Origin of the sequence: Brevundimonas sp. PWP3-1b1, from assembly GCF_049896065.1 — a bacterium.
Taxonomy (GTDB): Bacteria; Pseudomonadota; Alphaproteobacteria; order Caulobacterales; family Caulobacteraceae; genus Brevundimonas; species Brevundimonas intermedia_B.
Genome location: NZ_JAFCTO010000002.1, coordinates 605,687 through 626,607 on the forward strand (window position 1 = coordinate 605,687; position 20,921 = coordinate 626,607).

The following is a 20,921-nucleotide window of genomic DNA, read 5'->3' on the forward strand; positions in this document are numbered from 1 at the left end:
TCCTGGGCTGACCGTAACGATTGGCCGGAGAACGCGCGGAAACGCCGAAAAGATCAAGTCTCGCTATAGGCTTGAACGACCGGCGGCAGATGGTGGGCCCGGAACAGTCGTCCCCGCTCGGCGAACAGCACCCAGCCTAGGGCGATCAAACCAAAGACGGTGAAGCCCACCGACATGGGTATGGTCGTGCCGTTGAACTGCTGACCCACTGCAAAGCCCAGCAGCGAGCCGACGATGGTGGAGATGAAGCCCTGGATCGAGGCGGCGGTGCCGGCGATCTTGCCCATCGTCTCCATGGCCATGGCGCCGAAGTTGCCGGCCAGCAGGCCGAAACAGAACATGGTCAGGGTCTGCAGCACGGCGAAGGTCCAGATCGATTCATGTCCGCTGATCGCCACGCCGGCATGGACGGCGGAGATGGCGGTGAAGCCGATCAGGGCCGTGTGCGAAATCTTGCGCGACCCCAGTTTCACCACCAGCCGCGCATTGACGATGGAGGCCACGGCGATGCCGCCCGCGATCAGGGCGAAGATGGCCGGAAACGCCGCCTCGGCCTGGAAGACATCGGCGAAGATCTGCTGCGACGAGTTGATGAAGCCGAACAGAGCCCCGGTGATGGCCGTCATGGCCAGGGTGTAGCCGACGGCCGTGCGGTCGGTCAGGGCGATCTTGTAGGCCGCCGTCAGACGCTTGAACTGGATCGGCAGACGATCCTCGGGCTTCAGCGTCTCGGGCAGGCGCAGGGTCGCCCAAACGATCAACGCCACGCCGATCAGGCCCAGGCCTGCGAAGATCCAGCGCCACGGCCCGACCAGCATGATCAGTTGCCCCAGCGACGGCGCCAGGATCGGCACGCCCAGGAAGACCAGGAAGCTGAAGGACATGACCCGCGCCATGGTGCGGCCCTCGTAGCGGTCGCGCACGATGGACACGGCCAGCACGCGGGTGCAGGCGCTGCCCAGCCCCTGGCCGATACGCGCCAGGATCAGGGTGTCGAAGGTCGGCGCCAGGGTCGCCAGCAGGCTGAACACCACATAGACGCCCACGCCGAACAGCAGGACGGGCTTCCTCCCAAACCGGTCCGCCAGCGGGCCGTAGAACAGCTGGGCCCCGCCGAACCCGAGCAGATAGGCGGTCACCACCCACTGGCGGTCGTTGTCGGTCGCCACATTCAGGTCCGCGCCGATGTGCGGCAGGGCCGGCAGCATCGAGTCGATCGCCAGGGCGTTCAGCGCCATCATCAGGGCGATGAGACAGACGAACTCGACGAAGCCGAGCTCCTTCTTGGCGGGCGCTGACGCGAGGGAAGAAGACATTTGGGCCAGATGCGCCGTCAGGCGCCGATCTGCAACCGTCGCCCTGTCATAAATTGCTGCAATGCAGCGATACCGAGGTTGAACGCCAGGCGCCTCGCCAAAGCCAAGAAGCTTCGCTAGAGGAAGTCATGACAGAACAGATGACAGCACAGGCGGCGCTGGACCGCCTCGAAACCCTCTACACCCAATCCGTGACCAACCTGCGCGACGCCGTGCGGGATTTCGTCAACACCGGCGCGCGGCCCGATCCGCTGAAACGCGCCGAAGGGGTGTTCGCCTATCCCGAACTTCGCATCCGCTGGGACGGGGATCGCCCCCAGGACCTGGAGCCGCGCGCCTACGCCCGGCTGTCGAAACAGGGAACCTACGCCACCACCATTACGCGGCCTGACCTGTTCCGCCCCTATCTGACCGAACAGCTGGGCCTGCTGGAGCAGGAATATAATGCGACCTTCGAGGTCGCGGTGTCCAAGCAGGAGATCCCCTTCCCCTATGTGACGGACGGGCTGGAGGTCGCGCTGGACCGGTCGATGACGGCCGCCCTGGCGCGCTGGTTCCCGACCACCGATCTGGCCCATATCGGCGACGAGATCGCAGACGGCCTGTTCGAGATGGGCGGCGACTTCCCCCTGTCGCACTTCGACGGCTTGCGGACCGACTTCTCGCTGGCGCGGCTGAAACACTACACCGGCACGCCGGTGGATGACGTTCAGTCCTATGTCCTGTTCACCAACTACAATCGCTATGTCGACGAGTTCGTGCGCTGGGCCATCGAACAGCTTCAGACGCCGGGCTCGCCGTATGAGACCCTGTCCTGCGCCGGCGGCGTGGTCATCACGCGCGACACGCCCAACCCCGAGGCGGCGATCAGCGACACGGCCTGGAAGAAGCACCAGATGCCGGCCTATCACCTGACCGCGCCGGGCCATAAGGGCGTGACCCTGGTCAACATCGGCGTCGGCCCGTCCAACGCCAAGACGATCACGGATCACCTGGCCGTCACCCGCCCGCACGTCTGGCTGATGATCGGTCACTGCGGGGGCTTACGCGCCAGCCAGACCATCGGCGACTATGTCCTGGCCCACGCCTATCTGCGCGACGACCATGTGCTGGACGCGGTCCTGCCGCCGGACATCCCGATCCCGTCGATCGCAGAGGTCCAGCGCGCCCTTTACGACGCCACCAAGTCGGTCAGCGGCATGCCGGGCGACGAGGTCAAGCTGCGCCTGCGCACCGGCACCGTGGTCACCACCGACGACCGGAACTGGGAGCTGCGCTATTCCAAGTCGGCGCTGCGCTTCAACCAGAGCCGCGCCGTCGCCATCGACATGGAAAGCGCCACCATCGCCGCGCAAGGGTATCGGTTCCGCGTCCCCTACGGGACGCTGCTTTGCGTGTCGGACAAGCCGCTGCACGGCGAGATCAAGCTGCCGGGTCAGGCCAACCGCTTCTACGAAGGCTCGATATCCGAACACCTTCAGATCGGCATCCAGGCCGTGGACCTGATGCGCAAGGAAGGCCCGCGCCTGCACTCGCGCAAGCTTCGCGCCTTCGACGAGCCGCCGTTCCGGTGATCACGACCGTCTCCTCCCCACTTGTGGGGAGGGGGACCGCGCGAAGCGTGGGGGAGGGGCTCTTAAAGTCCCACAAGCGCCTGCGATGCGGTGAGAACCCCTCCGTCACGGCGCGAAGAGCGCCGCGCCACCTCCCCATAAAATGGGGAGGAGACAGGTTCAAATCGCCGCCTTCTCCAGCGCGCCCGGCTCGACAGGGCTGGGCGCGGTGGCGGCCTTTCGAGTGTCCTGACGACGGGGCAGTCGCCAGATCTGGTGGGAGCGATAGCTTGAGCCATCCCAGGCCAGGGCCGTGACCGTGATGGTCTTGGCGTCCCAGTCGATCTGGTTGAAGCCTGGCGGCGCCCCCCGCTCGCGGTGCGACAGGGTCCCGCATCCGACGGCGTAGGAGCAGCGGTCGGCCAGCGGGATCGGCATGGCGAAGGGGACATGGACGTGGCCCGTCATGATCAGATCGACGCCGGCCTCGGCGAAGATCAGCGCGGCCTCGTCGCCGCGCTTGACGTCGCCGGTCATCGGCGTGCCGACCATTTCGATCAGCGGATGGTGGCAGGCCAGGATTCTCAGCGTGCCGATCGGCGCCTGGCGCAACGCCTCGGCCGCGCGCCGCGTCTGATCCAGGTCGATGACGCCCTTGGACCAGTTGGGTCGCGCCTGCCAGCCGCGCGCCGTGACCACGCCACGCACCATGACGTCCTTGCCCAGGAACTGACCGTCATGCGCCGGAAAGCCCGTCGCGGTCTCGAACGCGCGCCACGGATGAAGCACCCGCGCGACGGCGTCCCAATAGGGCACGTCGTGATTGCCAACGATGACGAAGCGCGGTTCGGGCATGGCCCGCATCCATTCGCCGGCGGCCGTGAACTCGTCCGGGAACCCTTTCTGGGTGATGTCGCCGGTGATCAGCACCAGGTCGTTGGGCGTGGCGTGGGCGTATTCCAGGGCGGCGGCGCAGGCGTGTTTGTGTTCGCAACCGAAGTGAACGTCGGAAAACTGGAGAATACGACCCACTAGATGCTGTCCTCGGCCGAAGGCGGCCGTGGCGCCAGGGCCTTGAAGGCCTTGGGCACGAAGCGGATGACGGCCTCGGGCTTGAGCAGCAGCGGCTCGCCGTCGATCACGGCGGGGATCTTGGAGCGCGCGCGCACCTCGATCAGCTTGGCCGGCCGGGTCGAGACGGCCGGGTCCTGGCGCCAGTCGCTGAACAGGGCCGTGGCGGCGAGACGGAAGGCCTGGGTCGTGTCGCTGGGGTCCATGGCGGCCGCCTCCAGTCCAATGGGATCTTCCATCGCCTTGGAGATCATCGGGCTGATGAGCACAAGCGCCTCGGTGCGCCGTTTCTCGCCGCCGTCCAGGCTGAAGCGCAGCCGACCCGAGAAGGCGCGTTTCAACGCCCGCCGCCCATATTGCCAGGCCAGCTTGATCTTGCCGGTCCGCATGGCCTCGCGCGCCGGCGCCCACAGGGCGGGCGACCCCAGGATGGCCGCGCAGTAGAAATATTCGCCCTGGACCTCGCCGCCCGAGACGGCCTGGGGCTCGCCCTCCTCCAGCGCGCGCTTCAGGGCCAGCTTCCAGTCGGCCGTGCCATACAGCGCCTTGGGCAGCATATTCATGGTCCCGCCCGGCAGGGGGGCGATCATCGGACCGTTGGGGCTGGCCTTGGACGCCACCGAGCGTGCGGTGCCGTCCCCGGCCAGGACGAAGATCACGTCGGGTTTGGCGGCGAAGGCGTCGGCGATGATCTGATCGAAGTTGCCGCCCTCGAACGTCATGACCTGCGCCTTCAGATCATAGCCGGCCAGGATCGCCTCGGCCTCGTCGGCGGCGCGCGGCCCGACGCTGCCCGAGAGGGGATTGACCAGCATCACGGCGTGTTTCAGCGCCGCGTGAGGCGTCAACGCAGGCCGTTCGGCGGCGTCGGGGTTCGATAGGGAGACGTCTGTCATGGCGGCCGAACGCCTCGAAGCCACACCGCGTTCCGCACAAGCGTGACCATATTCTGTCTAGTGTTCGGGGAACCCAAGCTGCACCGATACGTTTGGGGCTTAGGGGCAGACACCCAGGGACAAAGGATTTCACCATGAACAAGGCGATTATCGCGATTGCCGGCGCCGGCCTTCTGGCTTCGGCCTGCGCTAGCGACCCGTACGGCTATAACAACGGCGGCACCAACCAGACCGTTCGCCAAGGCGCCATCGGCGCCGGCCTCGGCGCTGTCGCCGGCGCCATCATCGGCAACAACGTCGGCGGCGGCAACGCAGCCACCGGCGCCCTGATCGGCGGCGCCCTGGGCGGCGCAGCCGGCGCGGTCCGCGGTTCCAACCAGGATCGCAACAACCAGCAGCGCTACCGCGACAATCAAGGTCGTTACTATTACTGCTACGATAATCGCCAGGACGAGTGCTACTGGGACAACGGTCAGCGCCGTTATTGATCACTGATCAGATGCCGGTCGCGAAAGTCAGCGACCGGCGCTAGGTTGAAGGGGCGGCTTGTCGAAGGACGGGCCGCCTCTTTTGCGTAATGGGCCGGCGAAGCCGGGGAGGGCTGTGATGAAGCGATCGACTGGGCTGGCGATGCTGGCGATGGGACTGCTGGCGGCGTGCGCGCCGACGCCGAAGCGGACGGCGCTGGTGGTCGGGGAATCGCCCTGCGTCTCGGGCCGGTTCGACGTCTATTTCGTGGAGAACCAGGCGCGACTGACCGACGCCGCCACGGTGTTGCTGCAGACCGCCGCCGAAAAGGCCAAGGAATGCCGCGTGAACCATGTTCGGGTGCTGGGCCTGGCCGATGCGACCGGCACGGTCGAGGCCAATCTGAGCCTGTCGCAACGCCGTGCGCTTGCCGTGGCCGACGCTTTGACCCGCGCGGGCATGCCGGCGCCGGCTTTTGAAGTGAACGCCGCCGGCGATGCGGGCGCCGTCAACGCCTCGGGCGCGGACGAACTGCTGCGCCGCCGCGCCGAGGTGTTCATCGAGACCTCGCCGCGTTGATCTGCGCGCCAGAACTGCGGCGATGAGGTGATGGCGCGGGGGCGACCGAGGGACTAGGTTGCGGCCGCCTCCAACGTCGGAAATCGCCCTTTGCGTCCCCTCGTCTTTCTCGCCGGTCTGTTGCTGTGCCTGCTGTCGCTCTCGACGGTTCAGGCCCAGCCGGTCCAGAGCCAGCCTTCCGGCCTCGTCGCCTTCGGCCCGCAAAGGACCGCGCGGATCGAGGCCGAACTGGTCCCGATGTCGCAGTGGGTCGCGCCTGGTTCGACCACCGTGGTCGCCGTGCGCCAGAAGATCGCGCCGGGCTGGCACACCTATTGGCGCAATCCGGGCGACAGCGGCGGGGCGACCAGCCTGGTCTGGACCCTGCCCGACGGCGTCACGGCCGATCCGATCCTGTGGCCCCTGCCCAGCCGCCAGCGGCTGATGAGTCTGATGAACTACGGCTATTCGGGCGCGGTCCTGCTGCCCGTGCCAATCCATGTACCGGCGTCAGCGCGGCCGGGCGAGGTGCTGACCCTGACGACGGACGTGCTGTTCCTGGTGTGCAGCGACCAGATGTGCGTGCCCGAGCCGCTGACCCTGTCGCTGGCCCTGCCGGTGCGCGACGGCGCCGCGCCGCTGGCGAAACCGTGGGGCGGCGACATCGAACGGCTGGTCGAGACCGCGCCGCGCCCGGCCGGCATCGAGGCGCGCGTCACGGCCGAAGCCGGCAAGCTGACCCTGACCGCGACGGGCGGACCTCTGGCCGGCGCGGACATCGGCCAAGTCTATTTCTACCCCTATGAGGGCGGACGGATCGACCATGCCGCCGCCCAGCCGGGAACCCGAGGCCCCAACGGCGTGAGCGTGACGCTGACCTCCGGTCGAGAGGCGGCGTCTTCGCCCCTGAGCGGCGTCCTGGCGACCGACAAGGGCGCGTGGGAAATCACGGCCCAGCCCGGTGCGCCGCTGGCGGGCGCGCAGGGACAGGGCGCATTGGCGCCGCTGGACGAGGCGACATCGGCGCCGGCCAGGACAGGCGTGCTGGTCTTTCTCCAGGCCCTGGGTCTGGCCCTGCTGGGCGGGTTGGTGCTGAACCTGATGCCCTGCGTCTTCCCCGTCCTGGCGATGAAGGCGGCGTCGCTGTCGGCGGCGGCGCACGATCCAGCGCGGGCGCGGCGCGACGGCCTGGCCTTCACCGCCGGGGTGCTGGTCAGCTTCCTGGTGCTGGCGGGGGCGCTGCTGGCGCTGAGGGCGGCGGGTCAGGCGATCGGCTGGGGGTTCCAGCTTCAGTCGCCGGGCGTGGTCGCGGCCCTGGCCCTGGTCATGCTGCTGGTCGGGCTGAACCTGTCGGGCGTCTTCCATGTCGGGGCGGGGATGCAGAACGCCGGGTCGGGGCCGCTGTCGCGCCTGCCCGGAGCGGCGGGCGCCTTCTTCACCGGAGTTCTGGCCGTGGTGGTCGCGGCGCCCTGCACCGCGCCCTTCATGGCGGCGGCCCTTGGCGCGGCCCTGGTCCTGCCCTGGCCTATGGCCTTGGCGGTCTTCCTGATGCTGGGGCTGGGTCTGGCCCTGCCCTATCTGGCGATCAGCCTGTCGCCGGGCCTGCTGTCGCGCCTGCCCCGGCCGGGCGTGTGGATGGAGCGGCTCAAGGGCCTGCTGGCCTTTCCCATGTACGGGGCGGCGCTGTGGCTGTTGTGGGTGTTCACGCGACAGGGCGGGGTCGATGCCCTGGGTCTGCTGCTGACGGCGGCGCTGCTGCTGGCCTTCGCCGCCTGGCTGCTGGGTCTGGCCCAGGCCGCCCGCCAGCGAGGCGAGCGGCCCGTGCTGGCCACGATCTGCGCGACCGTCGCCGGCGTCATGGCCATTGGGTTGGCGGGCGCTGCAGCGGGCGCCGCGCGCGAGGCCGACGCCGCGCCCCAGGGCGAGAGCGGCGCGCTCGCCGCCCAGCCCTGGTCGGCGGCGGCGGTGGCCCAGGCGACGGCGGCGGGACGGCCGGTGCTGGTCAACCTGACCGCCGACTGGTGCGTGACCTGCAAGATCAACGAGCGTGCGGCCCTGTCTTCGCCCCGCGTCGCCAAGGCGATGACGCAGGCGAACGCGGCCTATCTGGTCGGCGACTGGACCCGCCGCGACGATGCCATCACGCGCGAACTGCAAGCGCACGGCCGTTCGGGGGTGCCGCTGTATCTGCTGTATCGCCCAAGTCAGGCCGAGCCGGAAATCCTGCCGCAACTGCTGACCGAGGGCGTCGTGATCGACGCGCTGGAGAATTAGACGGCCAAGTCGAAGGTCATTCCAAACGTCCGTCACCCTCGGGTTCGTCCCGAGGGTCCACCTTCAGGCGTGCTCGACCGCAAGGTGTTTCAGAATGCAGTCTGACCCGTCGGCTGCTGAGTCCGAACAACCGTAGGCCCTCGGGACGAGCCCGAGGGTGACGGAGTTGTAGGTTAGGATCAGCTCAGGAAGCGCTGTACCGCCGCCAGGAAGCGCTGCGGCTGTTCGATCATCACCTGGTGCTGGGCGCCTTCGATTCGCTCGAACCGGGCGGTGCGCGGCAGGCCCTGGAAGCCGTAGCGATACAGGCCCTCCAGCCGATTGCGGGGACTGTCGGCGTCGCGGGTCCAGCCATAGACCACAGTCACCGGGGCGTTGATCTGGGACAGGCGCGGGCGCAGGTCCACAGTCAGGGCTTCATACAGCCCCTGGGCCAGGACGCGCCGGTCGCCGCCCTGAAGGCCCAGCCCCTGGAACACCATGTCGCCGGCCAGACCCATATCGACGCCAAAGGCCGCGACCTGGGACTTGAGCGCCTGGTCGCCGAACAGCAGCAGGGCCTGATAGCCCAGCCGGGCCAGGGGCTCGATCTGGGCCGAGGTGGCGCGGGCGTCCACCAGAGACGGGAAGAAGGGCGAGGAATCGACCACCATCACCCGCCCGATCCGTTCACCCATGTCAGCGGCGACGCGCAGGGCGATCTGACCGCCCAGCGAATGGCCGATCACGGCGGGGCGGTCGATCCGCTGCTCGCGGATATAGCGTTCGATCTCGCTGGCGGCCGGACCGGCGAGGCCGCCGCCGACATTGTCCCCGATGTCGGTTTCGCCGAAGCCGCGCACGGTGACCAGATGCACGCGGTAGCGGTCGTCCAGCCGATCCGCCGTCGAGCGCCAGGCCGATCCTGTCGAGCCCAGGCCGGGGATGAAGATGATGTCCGGCCCGGTCCCGCGCGTCTCGACGATGATGCGGCTGGAACTGAAGGCCGGCGCCTGTACCGGCAGCCGACCCTGAACTTGAGCTTGAACCTGGGCCTGGGCCTGGGCCGCAGGGACGAAAACGAACAGGGTCGCGACAAGCGAAACGAAGAGACGGATCATCATTCGCCCCTAACGCCCGATCACGGCGATCGGTTGACGGCGCGCTTGCGGCTTATCGCCCCTTGAAGTCCGGTTTGCGCTTTTCGACGAAGGCGGACATGCCCTCCTTCTGGTCCTCGAAGGCGAACAGGGAGTGGAACAGGCGGCGTTCGAACTGGACCCCTTGCGTCAAGGTGGTCTCCAGCGCAGCGTTGACCATTTCCTTGTTCGCCATCACGGCGAGCGGGCTTTGCGAGGCGATCCTGGCGGCGATCTTGCGCGTCTCGTCCATCAGGGCGTCGTGCGGGAAGACGCGGGAAGCGAGGCCGGCGCGTTCCGCCTCGGTCGCGTCCATCATGCGGGCGGTCAGGACCATGTCCATGGCCTTGGACTTGCCCACCAGACGGGTCAGGCGCTGCGAACCGCCGATGCCGGGGGCGACGCCGAGGTTGATCTCGGGCTGGCCGAACTTCGCCTTGTCCGAGGCGACGATGAAGTCGCACAGCATGGCCAGCTCGCAACCGCCGCCCAGGGCGAAACCGTTGACGGCGGCGATGATCGGCTTCCTGAAACGGGTGATGCGGTCGTGGCCGAGGGCGAAATAGTTGCCCGTGTACATCTGGGCATAGGTCTGATCCGCCATCTCCTTGATGTCGGCGCCGGCGGCAAAGGCCTTTTCGCCCGAGCCGGTCAGGATGAGGCAGCGTACGCTGTCGTCGTGCTCGACACTGTCGAGGAAGTCGGCGAGGTCCTTGAACAGGGCCGAGTTCAGGGCGTTCAGCGCCTCGGGCCGGTTCAGGGTCACCACCGCATAGCCGTCGGCGTGGCGTTCGATCAGCAGGTTGGAATAGGTGTCGGCCATGGTCGGTCTCCTTTGACGGCGGTCATACAGGCGCAGAGCCCGACGATCTAGCGGCGCGGCATCAGCGCCAGGGTCAGGCCCGCCCGCACCAGTTCGGCGACGACCACCATGGCCAGCAGCAGATTGGCGGCGATCACCTGACCCCGCGCGCCCGACAGGTCCAGCGTCCAGCCGAAGACGGACGACAGGGCCAGAACCAGGGCCGAGAGCAGGATCAGCCCGACCAGCAGCATCAGGGCGACATGCCCCGCCTTCAGCGCCGCCTGAAGCGTCGGCCCCTCGTCCAGCACGCGGGCGCGGCGGCGGAACAGGCGCGCGATCAGCCCGGTGGCGGCGGCCTCGGCCACAGCGGCGACGATCAGGGCGGCGACGAACCACCAGACCAGACCGCCCAGGTCCCCGGCGCGCAGCCCCTGAACGAAGTGAAGGAAATAGGCGCCCCAGACCAGGACGCCGACCACCAGACTGATCCACAGATGGATCTTGCGCATCGCTCAGCCCTCCAGCCCGACCATGGCGGCCAGCTTCTGCACCGTGTTCCAGTTTCGGCCGGTGCCGGCGCCGATCAGGCGCGGCTGGGCCTTTTCCGCCATTTTCGACCGACCCAGGCCGTCGGGATGCCAGAAGAACAGGTCGCCGCCGACAGGCTCGATCCGTTCGTCGCCGGCCGCAAAGCCGCGCAGCGCCTCGACCGCGCCGTCCTTGATCCCCGCCTTCATCACCATGACCAGCAGTTTGGAGCCGTCGAGACCGGCCTCGTCCGCAAACGGATTGGCAGCCATCAATGCCGCCCATTGCACAGGCGTGCGTACGATCACGTCGATGGGGCGGCCGAAATGGGCGGCGATCCCCTGCTCCAGCCGCGCCTCGACATCGGCCGGTTCGGCGTCGCTCTCGACCACCAGATTGCCGCTGGCCAGCAGGGTGCGGGGATGGGCGAAGCCGGACGCGACGGCGATGACCTTGAGCTCGGCCATCGGAACCTTGACCCCGCCGACATTGACGCCGCGCAACAGACAGATGCGGTCGCTCATGGCGTCACGCCTTCTGGCAGGAGGGGCAGTAGAAGGTGGAGCGGCCGCCCTGGACGATGCGGGCGACGACGCCGGTGCATTTGTCGCCGCGACACGGCTCGCCCTCGCGGCCATAGACGTCGAACCGATGCTGGAAATAGCCCTGGCCGCCCTCGGCGTTGGCGAAGTCGCGCAAAGTCGAGCCGCCCGCCGCGATGGCGTCGTCCAGCACGTTGCGGACCTCGGTCGCCAGGCGTTCCAGCCGCGCCTTCGACACCTTGCCGGCCGCGACCAGGGGCGAGATGCGCGCGCGGTAAAGCGCCTCGCACACATAGATATTGCCCAGGCCGGACACGATCCGCTGGTCCAGCAGGCTGACTTTGATGTTCTGCTTCTTGCCCGCGAACGCCTCGACCAGATGCGCGCCGGAAAAACCGTTGCTGAGGGGTTCGGGGCCCAGGCCGGCGAACCAGGGATGGGTCTCGACCTTGTCGGTGGGGATCAGGCCCATGAAGCCGAACCGGCGGGCGTCGGCATAGCCGATGCGGGTCGCCGCCCCATCGCGGATGGCGCAGCCGCTGAAATGCTCGTGCTTTCCGGCGATGGGCGCCGCCTCCTCGAACTCGCCCAGCAGGGTTCCGTCCAGGGTGAAGCGGCCGGTCATCCCTAAGTGCGTGATCCAGGTCTCGCCGGTCGACAGCGGCATGAGCAGATATTTGGCCCGGCGATCGATCCGCTGGACCGTCACCCCCTCCAGCCGTTCGACGAACCGCTCGGGGAAGGGAAAACGCAGGTCAGGCCGGTTGATCCTGACCCGCGACAGCCGCGCGCCCTCCAGCACCGGCGTCAGGCCGCGTCGGACGGTTTCGACCTCGGGAAGTTCAGGCATGAGCGGTCCTAGCCCGCCCGTGCGGCCCCGCCAAGCCAGGTCGCACATCATGGGGTCGTCGCAAGATCGACACGGCGCCGACACGCCTAGAGGGCATGGAGGGCGGACGACGATCCGGGGGGACGATCATGACGGACTTCACCGCCGACGCCATCCCGCCGACCCTGCGAAAGCCTGTCGCCTTTCGATGGCGGATACGGCCGTCCAGCGAGGAGACGGCCATCCTCGCCGCCGCCGCCATCGTGGCACTGAGCGCCGCCTTTTTGCTGTTCCCCGGCGTGGACCTGGCGGTCAGCGGCCTGTTCCACCGGACGCAGGACGGCTTTTATCTGTCCCACGATCCGATGCTGCGCGCCCTGCGCAAGAGCTCAACCCTGGTGATGTCGCTGATGCTGCTGGCGGCGATTGGACGGTGGGTCTGGCGGTTGCTGCGGCGGCGAAAGGCCGATCTGGCGGGGCGCAGGGCCCTGTTCGTGATCGCGGGTCTGGCCCTGGGGCCGGGACTGGTGGTCAACGGCCTGTTCAAGGACATCTGGGGTCGGGCGCGACCGATCGACGTGCGGGTCTTCGGCGGCGACGAGCGCTTCACCGCCGCCTGGCTGCCCAGCACGGCGTGTCAGTCCAACTGTTCCTTCATCTCGGGCGAGGGGGCGGGCGCGGCCTGGATGGTGGCGGCGGCTTTGGTGCTGGTGCCGCGTCGCTGGCGGCCCGTCGCGGGCGGGCTGGCCCTGGCCTATGCCGTCAGCCTGTCGGCCAACCGCATCGTCTTCGGCGGCCATTTCCTGTCGGACGTGCTGCTGTCGTGGGCGGTGACGGCCCTGGTGCTGGCCGTGCTTTATCGCGGCCTGAAGATCGCCTCGGCGGCGCTTCGACGGCGCAAGCTCCGTGTCCTGAACATCGCGATCGCCTGAGACCCGTTGCCGCCTGCGACATAATGCGCTTACGTCCGCGCGAACGTGGGAATTCGCAGATGACAGACGCCGCCGCCGCCCCCAAGGGTCGGCTTGAACTGACGCTTCGCGCCCTGGTGCTGGGCGTTTTGCTGGCGGTGGTCTTCACCGCCGCCAACACCTACCTGGGCCTGAAGGTGGGTCTGACCTTCGCCTCGGCCATCCCGGCGGCGGTCATTTCGATGGCCATCCTGCGCGGGTTCCGCACATCGACCATCTGGGAGAACATGACCGTCCAGACCGTCGCCTCGGTCGGCGGCGCCATGAGTTCGATCATCTTCGTCCTGCCCGGCCTGGTGATGATCGGCTGGTGGCTGGAGTTTCCGTTCTGGGAATCGACGCTGATCTGCATCTTCGGCGGCATTCTGGGCGTGACCTTCTCGATCCCGCTGCGACGCGCCCTGGTGACCAACGGCGGCCTGCCCTATCCCGAAGGCGTCGCCGCCGCCGAGGTGCTGAAGGTCGGCTCGCGCGGCGCCGAACAGACCGAAAGCGCCGTGCGCGAGAACAAGTCCGGCCTGTGGGTCGTGGTCGCCGGCGCCGTGGTGTCGTCGGGCTACGCCCTGCTGGTCGCCGGCCGTGTCTTTGCGGGCGAGGCGGCCAGGTTCTTCAAGCTTCCGGCCGCCCTGGGCGGCGGGGCCACCGGCGTCGGTTTCGGCATGCAGTTCGCCCTGTTGGGCGCCGGGCACCTGATCGGCCTGACGGTCGGCCTGGCGCAACTGTTCGGCCTGATCCTGGCCTGGGTCATCGCCGTGCCGATCCTGACCAGCCCGGACACTATCGCCTGGCTGACGACGCACGGCCTGCCCTCCATCGCCGCGACCCTGCCGGCCGGCACGCCTGCCGAGGAACTGGCCATGACGGTCTGGAGCCGCGAAGTGCGGTTCATGGGCGCCGGCGTCATCGGCGTGGCCGCGATCTGGACCCTGATCAAGCTGGCCGGCCCGCTGATCGGCGGCCTGACATCGGCCCTGGCGGCCCAGTCCAAACGTTCGCACGGCGAGGTGCTGGAACGCGCTGAACAGGACATTCCGATCAAGATCGTCGGCGCCGTCTCGGTCGCGGCCCTGATCGCCATCGCCGGACTGTTGACTTGGATCGCCCTGGCCTCGCCGACGCTGGCGGCGTCCGCGCCCCTCTTGGTCATCGGCGGCCTGGTCTATGTGGTGCTGATCGGTTTCGCGGTCGCCGCCATCTGCGGATATATGGCGGGCCTGATCGGATCGTCCAACAGCCCGGTGTCCGGCGTCGGCATCCTGGCCATCATCGTCGCCTCGCTGCTGATGCTGGGCGTGATGAAGATCGCAGGCGTGCCCGCCGACGGCTCCATCATCGCCTTCGCCCTGATCGTGACGGCGGTCGTCTTCGCCGTCGCCGTCATCGCCAACGACAACCTTCAGGACCTGAAGACCGGCCAGTTGGTCGACGCCACGCCGTGGCGCCAGCAGCTGGCCCTGATCGTCGGCGTCATCGCCGGCGCCCTGGTCATCCCCTTCATCCTGAACAAGCTGAACGGCGCCTTCGGGTTCGAGGGCGGCCCTCCCGGCATCGCCAACGAGCCGCTGGCGGCGCCTCAAGCCACACTGATCTCCGCCTTGGCGCGCGGCGTCATCGGCGGCGACCTGCGCTGGGACCTGATCGGCCTGGGCGCGGTGATCGGCGTGGTCATCATCGTGCTGGACGCCGTCGTATCCAAATCGACCAAGGGCAAGGTCAAGTTGCCGCCCCTGGCCGTGGGCATCGGCTTTTATCTGCCGGCGGCCGTGACGACCATGCTGGTCATCGGCGCCGTGGTCGGCTGGCTCTACGACAAGGCGGTCAAGACGACCCGGTTCGCCGACGTGGCGCGCCGCATGGGCGTGCTGCTGGCGTCCGGCCTGATCGTGGGCGAGAGCCTGTTCGGCGTCTTCTACGCCAGCGTCATCGTCGGCACGAACAGCGAAGCGCCCTTCGCCATGATCCCGGAAGGCTCCGGCTGGCCCGCCATGCTGGCCGGGATCGTCGTCTTCGCAGCGGCGGTGTTCGGGCTTTACAGCTGGACGCGCAAACGGGCCGAGAAGGTCTGAGCCTGACGTAAGATGACGCCTCTCCCTCCCCCTGCGGGGGAGGGTGGCTGAGCCGCAGGCGAAGCCGGGTGGGGGCGGCAGAGCGACGCCCCGCCGATCTGCTTTTGATCAGGCAAGTGCGTCCCTGCCGGGCCGCCCCCACCCCGTCGCTGCGCGACGACCCTCCCCGGAACGGGGAGGGAGAGTTTCTAGGCCGCCCGCGTCGCCACCATCATATAGTTGATGCCCGCGTCGTCGGTCTGGCTCCAGCGGTCGTTCAGCGGATCGTAGTTCAGGCCGTACGGCCCCTCGACCGTCACAGCCTCCTGCGACAGCATCAACCGTATCTCGTCGGGTTTCAGGAACTGACGCCAGTCGTGCGTCCCGGCCGGCACCCAGCGCAGGATGTATTCCGCCGCGACCTTGCCCAGGGCCAGGGATTTCAAGGTTCGGTTCAGCGTAGCGACCATCATGATCCCGCCGGGCCGGACCAGGCGCGAACAGGCGCGCACGAAGGCTTCAGGATCGGCGACGTGCTCGATCACCTCCATGGTCAGGACCACGTCGAACGGCCCAGCCCCCTCGGCCTCGATCTGTTCGACGGTTGCGGCGCGGTAGGCGATGTCCAACCCGACCATGTCGGCGTGCGCCCGCGCCGTGCCAATGTTCTCGGACGAGGCGTCGATGGCGGTGACGGCGAACCCCATCCGCCGCATCGGTTCGGCGATCAGTCCGCCGCCGCAGCCGACGTCCAGCAGGGTCAGGCCCTCGAAGGGCGCGCGCGCCTTGGGATCGCGGCCCAGGCGCGTGCAAAGCTGGTCGCGGATCAGGGCCAGACGCGCCGGATTGAACCGGTGCAAAGGCGCGAACGGCCCCTTTGCGTCCCACCATTCGGCCGCCTGGGCCGAGAACCGGGCCACGTCGGCGGGGTCGATCGATGCACCGAACGCGCCCTCGGACGAATTTTGCGAAAAACCATGCCCTTCGCGGGGTAGGCGAGACGGTGCGGCGTCGCTAGAAGCGGTCATGACGCGAGGGATGAACCTTCGCGCCCTTTCACGCAAGCAGGGGGCGGAACGCCACGATGACGCGGCCTGATTCTTCACGATCTGATACGACACGACTGGTGATGAAGTTCGGCGGCACCTCGATGGGCGACCTCGAACGCATTCGCCGTGCGGCGCGGATCGTCGCGGCAGAGGTTTCTGCAGGCAAGAAGGTCGCCGTCGTCGTCTCGGCCATGGCGGGCAAGACCAACGAACTGGTCGCCTGGACCGACGGCGCCGGTCCGGCGGCCTCGGGCCTGCCGCTCAGCGACGACGAATATGACGTGGTGGTCGCCTCGGGCGAACAGGTCACCTCGGGCCTTCTGGCTGCGACCCTGCGCAACATGGGTCTCAACGCCCGCTCATGGATGGGCTGGCAGGTGCCGATCATCACCGACGACGCCCACGCCCGCGCCCGTATCATCGACATCCCCGGCGAGAAGCTGGGCGCCGCCGTCGATTCGGGCGAGATCGCCATCGTCCCCGGTTTCCAGGGCGTGACGACGGACGGCAAGATCACCACCCTGGGCCGGGGCGGTTCCGACACCTCGGCGGTCGCCGTGGCGGCGGCCCTGGGCGCGCCGTGCGACATCTATACCGACGTGGACGGCGTCTATACGACCGACCCGCGCATCGAGAGCCGCGCGCGGCGCCTGGCCAAGGTGTCGTACGAAGAGATGCTGGAGATGGCGTCCCTGGGGGCCAAGGTGCTGCAGACCCGCTCGGTCGAGCTGGCCATGGCCAAGCAAGTCCCGGTGCGCGTGCTTTCAAGCTTTATCGAACCCGACGCAAATGGCGTCATGCCCGACAAGGGTGGAACCCTGATCTGCGACGAGGAGGAGATCGTGGAAAAACGTATCGTGTCCGGTGTGACCATGAGCCGTGACGAGGCCCGCATCACCCTGCTGGGCCTGTCCGACCGCGTGGACGCCCCCGCCGACGTCTTCACGCGTCTGGCCGAGGCCAACGTCAATGTCGACATGATCGTGCAGAGCCAGTCGCGCACGGCCGGCACCGTCAACCTGACCTTCACCACGGGCCGCCGCGACGCCGTGCGCGCCGCCGAGCTGATGACGGCCAGCCAGGCGCAACTCGGCTTCGAGGAGATCCGCATCGACGAGGACGTGGCCAAGGTCTCGGTCGTCGGCGTCGGCATGCGCAGCCATGCGGGCGTCGCCCAGCTGATGTTCCGGGCCCTGGCCGACAAGGGCGTCAAGTTCCAGGCCATCTCGACGTCGGAGATCAAGATCAGCGTGCTGATCGACGCCGCCTACGCCGAACTGGCGGTTCGGGCGCTGCATTCGGCTTACGGCCTGGACGCGGTATAGGTGATCTGAACAGGGCGCCTATATCCACGAAAAGGGCGCGGGAGACATGATGCCGGCAGGCGGCGCGATGACCAGGGGACCTCGGATCCTCCTGCGCCAGATCCGCGAGGCTCTGGGCGGGGCCGGCGCGGGCGCGACCCCGGCGCAGGACCGTCTGAACATGGTGGTCAGGATCATCGCCCGGTCGATGGTCGCCGAAGTCTGCTCCATCTATCTGCGTCGCGGTTCGGGCGAGCTTGAGCTGTTCGCCACCGAGGGCCTGAACCCCGACGCCGTCCACAATACCCGCCTGCGGCCAGGCGAGGGCCTGGTCGGCGAGGTGGCGCGGATGGCCCAGCCCATCAGCCTGTCGGACGCGCCCTCGCACCCGTCCTTCTCCTATCGACCGGAGACGGGCGAAGACCCCTATCACGCCTTCCTGGGCGCCCCCCTGCTGCGTGGTGGCCGGGCCATCGGCGTGCTGGTCGTCCAGAACCGCACCGAGCGGCGCTATGACGAGGAAGAGGTCGAGGACATCCAGACCATCGCCATGGTCCTGTCCGAGACGGTGTCGTCCGGCGAACTGCTGGCCCTGGACGAGTTGCGCGACGTCGAACTGGCGCCGCATCGGCCCGAGCGGCTGAAGGGGCAGAAGTTCTCGGACGGCCTGGCCTTCGGCCATGTGGTGCTGCACGAGGCGCCCCTGCCCCCGGAAAAGCTGCTGTCCGAAGACCCGGCGATGGAGGAGGCGCGGCTGAAGCTGGCGCTGGCCACGCTGAAGACCGGCCTGGACGTCATGCTGGACAAGGGCCAGGGCCTGGCCGGTCCCTCGTTCGAGGTGCTTGAGACCTACCGCATGTTCGCCGACGACCGGGGCTGGAACCGGTCGCTGGAAGAGGCGGTGCGCAACGGCCTGACGGCCGAGGCGGCGGTGGACCGGGTCAGGAACGAACACCGCGCCCGCTTCGCCCAGGCGCGCGACCCCTATATCCGCGAGCGGCTGCACGACTTCGAGGACCTGGCGAACCGGCTGTTGCGGGTGCTGGCGGGCGACAAGCCGGGCGAGCGCGAACTGCCCGACGACGCCATACTGGTGGCGAGGAATCTGGGCCCCGCCGACCTGCTGGAATATCCGCGCGACAAGCTGAAGGGCCTGTTGCTGGAGGAAGGCTCGGCCGCCAGCCACGCCGCCATCGTCGCGCGGGCTCTGCAGATCCCCTGCGTCGGCCGCCTGATGGGCCTGCGCGACCGGCTGTCGGAAGGCGACATGGTCATCGCCGACGGCGAGACCGGCGAGACCTATCTGCGCCCCCGCCCCGACATGCTGGAGGCCGTGCAGTCGCGCATGGCCGTGCGCGAACAGCGCCAGGCCGAGTTCGCCCAGCTGCGCGACGTGCCGGCCGTCACCCTGGACGGTCAGCGGATCACGGTACTGACCAATGCGGGTCTCGCCGTCGATCTGGAGAACATGGCCGAGACGGGCGCCGAAGGCATCGGCCTGTTCCGCACCGAGTTCCAGTTCATGGTCTCGGACGAACTGCCCCGCCTGAACGCCCAGACGGCGCTGTACAAGCTGGTGCTGGACGCGGCCGGCGACAAACCCGTCACCTTCCGCACCCTGGACATCGGCGGCGACAAGGTGCTGCCCTATCTGGAGGCCGAGCGCGAAGAGAACCCGGCCCTGGGCCGCCGCGCCATCCGCCTGGGCTTGGACCGGCCGTCGCTGTTGCGGATGCAGCTTCGTGCGCTGCTGGCGGCGGGGGCGGGCCGCGAACTGCGGGTCATGTTCCCGATGATCGCCACGGTGGACGAGTTCCGGGCCGCGCGCGAACTGGTGGACATCGAATGCGCCTGGGCCAAGCGTCGCGGGCGCGCCCTGCCGGCCCTGCTGCGCGTCGGGGCCATGGTCGAATGTCCGTCGCTGCTATGGCACCTGGACGCCCTGTTGCCGCTGACGGACTTCGTCTCCATCGGCACCAACGACCTGTTCCAGTATATGTATGCGGCCGACCGGACCAATCCGCTGGTCTCGGACCGTTACGACCCCCTGTCGCCGCCGACCCTGCGCGCGCTTCAGTCGATCCAGAAGGCCTGCGCCGACACCGGCACGCCGGTGTCGATCTGCGGCGAGCTGGCCGGACGGCCGCTGGAGGCCTTCGCCCTGATCGTCCTGGGGTTCACGCGTCTGTCGGCGCCGGCGGGCGGGGTCGGGCCGGTCAAGCGGATGATCCTGTCGGCGGACCTAAGCGCGGCGCGGCGCGGCATGGCCAATCTGCTGAACCTGTCCACCGGCTCGGTGCGCAACGAGATCGAGTCCCTGGCGCGCAAGCTGAACGTCGCGGTCTGATTCCGACGACGGCGACGGGCCACGCGCGGCGTTGCTGGCTGGCCCGCAATCGTCTATCTCCGGCGACACAGACGGCGCTCGGGCGCAGTGTTTTCCCGAACATGGGGTCAGGCCTAATGGCGCTGAATGCGGGGGCTGCCCCCGACGCGATCAAGACCATATCGGACGGGCAGGATCCGACGGCCGAGTTCGCGGGCGCGGCGAGCCTGGGCGAGGGCCTGCGTCATGCGCGCGAGCGGTCGGGCAAATCCCTGGCCGAGCTGGCCGCCGAGACCAAGGTGCATCGCCGCTTCCTGACCGCCCTGGAACAGAGCGACTGGTCGGCCCTGCCCTCGCGCGTCTTCGCCCTGGGCTATGTGCGGGCCTATGCCTCGGCCCTGTTCCTTGACGAGCAACTGGCGGTCGAGCGGTTCAAGCGCGAAAGCCCCGACACCTCCGTGCCGCTGAAGGCGCCCATCGGCATCGCCTTCGAGGACGTGAAACGCCATTCGCCGCGCATCGTCGCCGGCGTCATCGCCGTGGTGGTCGCCGTCATCGGCTGGAACGTGTTCCAGCGCGCCAGCCTGCATCAGGCGGCGCACCCGTCCGACATCGCCGCCGTGCCCAAGACCTGGGTCAGCGGGGTCGATCCCGATCCGCAACTGGCCCTCAGCGCGCCCATGGCCGCGCCGCCCGACCAGACCACGCCCCAGCTCTACATCACGCCCGGGCTTGAGGCCCAACTGACCGGCGTCGATCCGACCGATCCCGCCGTCATCGCCGCCGCCGCCAATCCCGAGCCGGTGCAGAAGGCCTTCAACCCGCGCGGCGCCGTCTACGGCGCCCCGGCCAACGCGTCGATGGTGGTGATCCAGGCCAAGACGGCCGGCGCCCTGGTGGTGCGGCTGGGCGACGGTCAGGCCCTGTTCGCGCGCCAGATGGCGCCGGGCGAGGCCTGGCGGGCGCCCATTGGCGTGACGGCGACGGTGGACGTGTCCGACCCGGCCGCCTTCGACCTCTATCTGAACGGGGAGTATGGCGGGCCGCTGGCCGGCGTGCTGACGCCGCTGGCCCAGTTGAACAGCCGCGCCGACCAGGCCGCCAAACAGCTGGCGGCGACCCAGGCGCGCGCGCAGGTCGAGGCCCAGGCAGCTCAGGCCCAGGCGGCTCAGGCCCGAGCCCAGACGCAAACGCAGACTTCCGCCCCGTCTCCCACGTCCACGACGCCGAACTGAAACGTCGGCCGTGGTCCCGCCGTCATCAACGGC

The 20,921-nt window shown here is 68.6% G+C and carries 18 protein-coding genes; 9 read left to right on the forward strand and 9 right to left on the reverse strand.

Translation table 11 applies throughout. The features are described 5' to 3' along the window. Positions 1-53 precede the first annotated feature (53 nt). The gene (locus ACP69V_RS14865; protein WP_426024537.1) at positions 54-1,316 is read right to left on the reverse strand and encodes a multidrug effflux MFS transporter; all 1,263 of its coding nucleotides are present in this window, start codon (positions 1,314-1,316) and stop codon (positions 54-56) included. A gap of 128 nt (positions 1,317-1,444) precedes the next feature. On the opposite strand from ACP69V_RS14865, the gene ACP69V_RS14870 reads away from it, so the two are divergent. After that, complete coding sequence (locus tag ACP69V_RS14870) at positions 1,445-2,890, forward strand: AMP nucleosidase (RefSeq protein WP_425981694.1); 1,446 nt, start codon at positions 1,445-1,447, stop codon at positions 2,888-2,890. Between the two features lie 159 nt (positions 2,891-3,049). Here ACP69V_RS14870 and ACP69V_RS14875 read toward each other — a convergent pair whose 3' ends face one another. Together ACP69V_RS14875 and ACP69V_RS14880 are read right to left on the reverse strand one after the other, a co-directional pair. Continuing rightward, complete coding sequence (locus tag ACP69V_RS14875) at positions 3,050-3,901, reverse strand: metallophosphoesterase family protein (protein WP_426024538.1); 852 nt, start codon at positions 3,899-3,901, stop codon at positions 3,050-3,052. Then, positions 3,901-4,836, reverse strand: a complete 936-nt coding sequence (locus ACP69V_RS14880; protein ID WP_426024539.1) for a diacylglycerol/lipid kinase family protein — start codon at positions 4,834-4,836, stop codon at positions 3,901-3,903. The genes ACP69V_RS14875 and ACP69V_RS14880 overlap by 1 nt, the downstream gene beginning before the upstream one ends. Before the next feature lie 134 nt (positions 4,837-4,970). Between ACP69V_RS14880 and ACP69V_RS14885 the strand changes: the two genes are divergently transcribed. From ACP69V_RS14885 to ACP69V_RS14895, 3 genes are all read left to right on the forward strand, one after another. Further along, positions 4,971-5,324, forward strand: a complete 354-nt coding sequence (locus ACP69V_RS14885; RefSeq protein WP_135194456.1) for a glycine zipper domain-containing protein — start codon at positions 4,971-4,973, stop codon at positions 5,322-5,324. A 118-nt stretch (positions 5,325-5,442) separates the two neighbouring features. Next, entirely contained in the window at positions 5,443-5,883 is a 441-nt protein-coding gene (locus ACP69V_RS14890) for an OmpA family protein (protein ID WP_426024540.1), read from the forward strand. A 90-nt stretch (positions 5,884-5,973) separates the two neighbouring features. Further along, positions 5,974-8,136, forward strand: coding sequence for a protein-disulfide reductase DsbD family protein (locus ACP69V_RS14895; RefSeq protein WP_426024541.1), 2,163 nt, complete (start codon positions 5,974-5,976; stop codon positions 8,134-8,136). Between the two features lie 179 nt (positions 8,137-8,315). On the opposite strand, the gene ACP69V_RS14900 is transcribed toward ACP69V_RS14895, so the two are convergent. Genes ACP69V_RS14900 through mutM form a run of 5 tightly spaced genes read right to left on the reverse strand, consistent with a single transcriptional unit; the run spans position 8,316 to position 11,979 of the window. Continuing rightward, the gene (locus ACP69V_RS14900; RefSeq protein WP_426024542.1) at positions 8,316-9,236 is read right to left on the reverse strand and encodes an alpha/beta fold hydrolase; all 921 of its coding nucleotides are present in this window, start codon (positions 9,234-9,236) and stop codon (positions 8,316-8,318) included. Positions 9,237-9,288: 52 nt separating this feature from the next. Next, positions 9,289-10,077: an enoyl-CoA hydratase-related protein gene (locus tag ACP69V_RS14905; RefSeq protein ID WP_426024543.1), complete on the reverse strand. Its 789-nt coding sequence runs from the start codon at positions 10,075-10,077 to the stop codon at positions 9,289-9,291. Between the two features lie 47 nt (positions 10,078-10,124). Continuing rightward, on the reverse strand, positions 10,125-10,568 hold the full coding sequence (locus ACP69V_RS14910; RefSeq protein WP_426024544.1) for a hypothetical protein: 444 nt from the start codon (positions 10,566-10,568) through the stop codon (positions 10,125-10,127). A 3-nt stretch (positions 10,569-10,571) separates the two neighbouring features. After that, on the reverse strand, positions 10,572-11,111 hold the full coding sequence (locus ACP69V_RS14915; RefSeq protein ID WP_426024545.1) for a DUF1697 domain-containing protein: 540 nt from the start codon (positions 11,109-11,111) through the stop codon (positions 10,572-10,574). Between the two features lie 4 nt (positions 11,112-11,115). After that, positions 11,116-11,979 carry a bifunctional DNA-formamidopyrimidine glycosylase/DNA-(apurinic or apyrimidinic site) lyase gene (gene mutM, locus ACP69V_RS14920; protein WP_426024546.1) on the reverse strand — a complete coding sequence of 288 codons (864 nt, stop codon included), beginning with the start codon at positions 11,977-11,979 and terminating at the stop codon, positions 11,116-11,118. Between the two features lie 128 nt (positions 11,980-12,107). Here mutM and ACP69V_RS14925 point away from each other — a divergent pair, with 128 nt between their 5' ends. Together ACP69V_RS14925 and ACP69V_RS14930 are read left to right on the forward strand one after the other, a co-directional pair. Next, on the forward strand, positions 12,108-12,890 hold the full coding sequence (locus tag ACP69V_RS14925) for a phosphatase PAP2 family protein (protein ID WP_426024547.1): 783 nt from the start codon (positions 12,108-12,110) through the stop codon (positions 12,888-12,890). A gap of 59 nt (positions 12,891-12,949) precedes the next feature. Beyond that, positions 12,950-14,995, forward strand: coding sequence for an OPT family oligopeptide transporter (locus ACP69V_RS14930; protein WP_426024548.1), 2,046 nt, complete (start codon positions 12,950-12,952; stop codon positions 14,993-14,995). Between the two features lie 188 nt (positions 14,996-15,183). On the opposite strand, the gene ubiG is transcribed toward ACP69V_RS14930, so the two are convergent. After that, entirely contained in the window at positions 15,184-16,002 is an 819-nt protein-coding gene (ubiG, locus tag ACP69V_RS14935) for a bifunctional 2-polyprenyl-6-hydroxyphenol methylase/3-demethylubiquinol 3-O-methyltransferase UbiG (protein WP_426024549.1), read from the reverse strand. Between the two features lie 56 nt (positions 16,003-16,058). On the opposite strand from ubiG, the gene ACP69V_RS14940 reads away from it, so the two are divergent. The 3 genes from ACP69V_RS14940 (at position 16,059) to ACP69V_RS14950 (ending at position 20,888) form a co-directional block, all read left to right on the forward strand. Next, entirely contained in the window at positions 16,059-17,348 is a 1,290-nt protein-coding gene (locus tag ACP69V_RS14940) for an aspartate kinase (RefSeq protein ID WP_426024550.1), read from the forward strand. Between the two features lie 67 nt (positions 17,349-17,415). Next, positions 17,416-19,674 (forward strand): phosphoenolpyruvate--protein phosphotransferase, encoded by a 2,259-nt coding sequence (gene ptsP / locus ACP69V_RS14945; protein WP_245159394.1) that lies wholly within the window; start codon positions 17,416-17,418, stop codon positions 19,672-19,674. A 101-nt stretch (positions 19,675-19,775) separates the two neighbouring features. Beyond that, positions 19,776-20,888: a helix-turn-helix domain-containing protein gene (locus tag ACP69V_RS14950; protein WP_426024551.1), complete on the forward strand. Its 1,113-nt coding sequence runs from the start codon at positions 19,776-19,778 to the stop codon at positions 20,886-20,888. Positions 20,889-20,921: the final 33 nt, after the last annotated feature.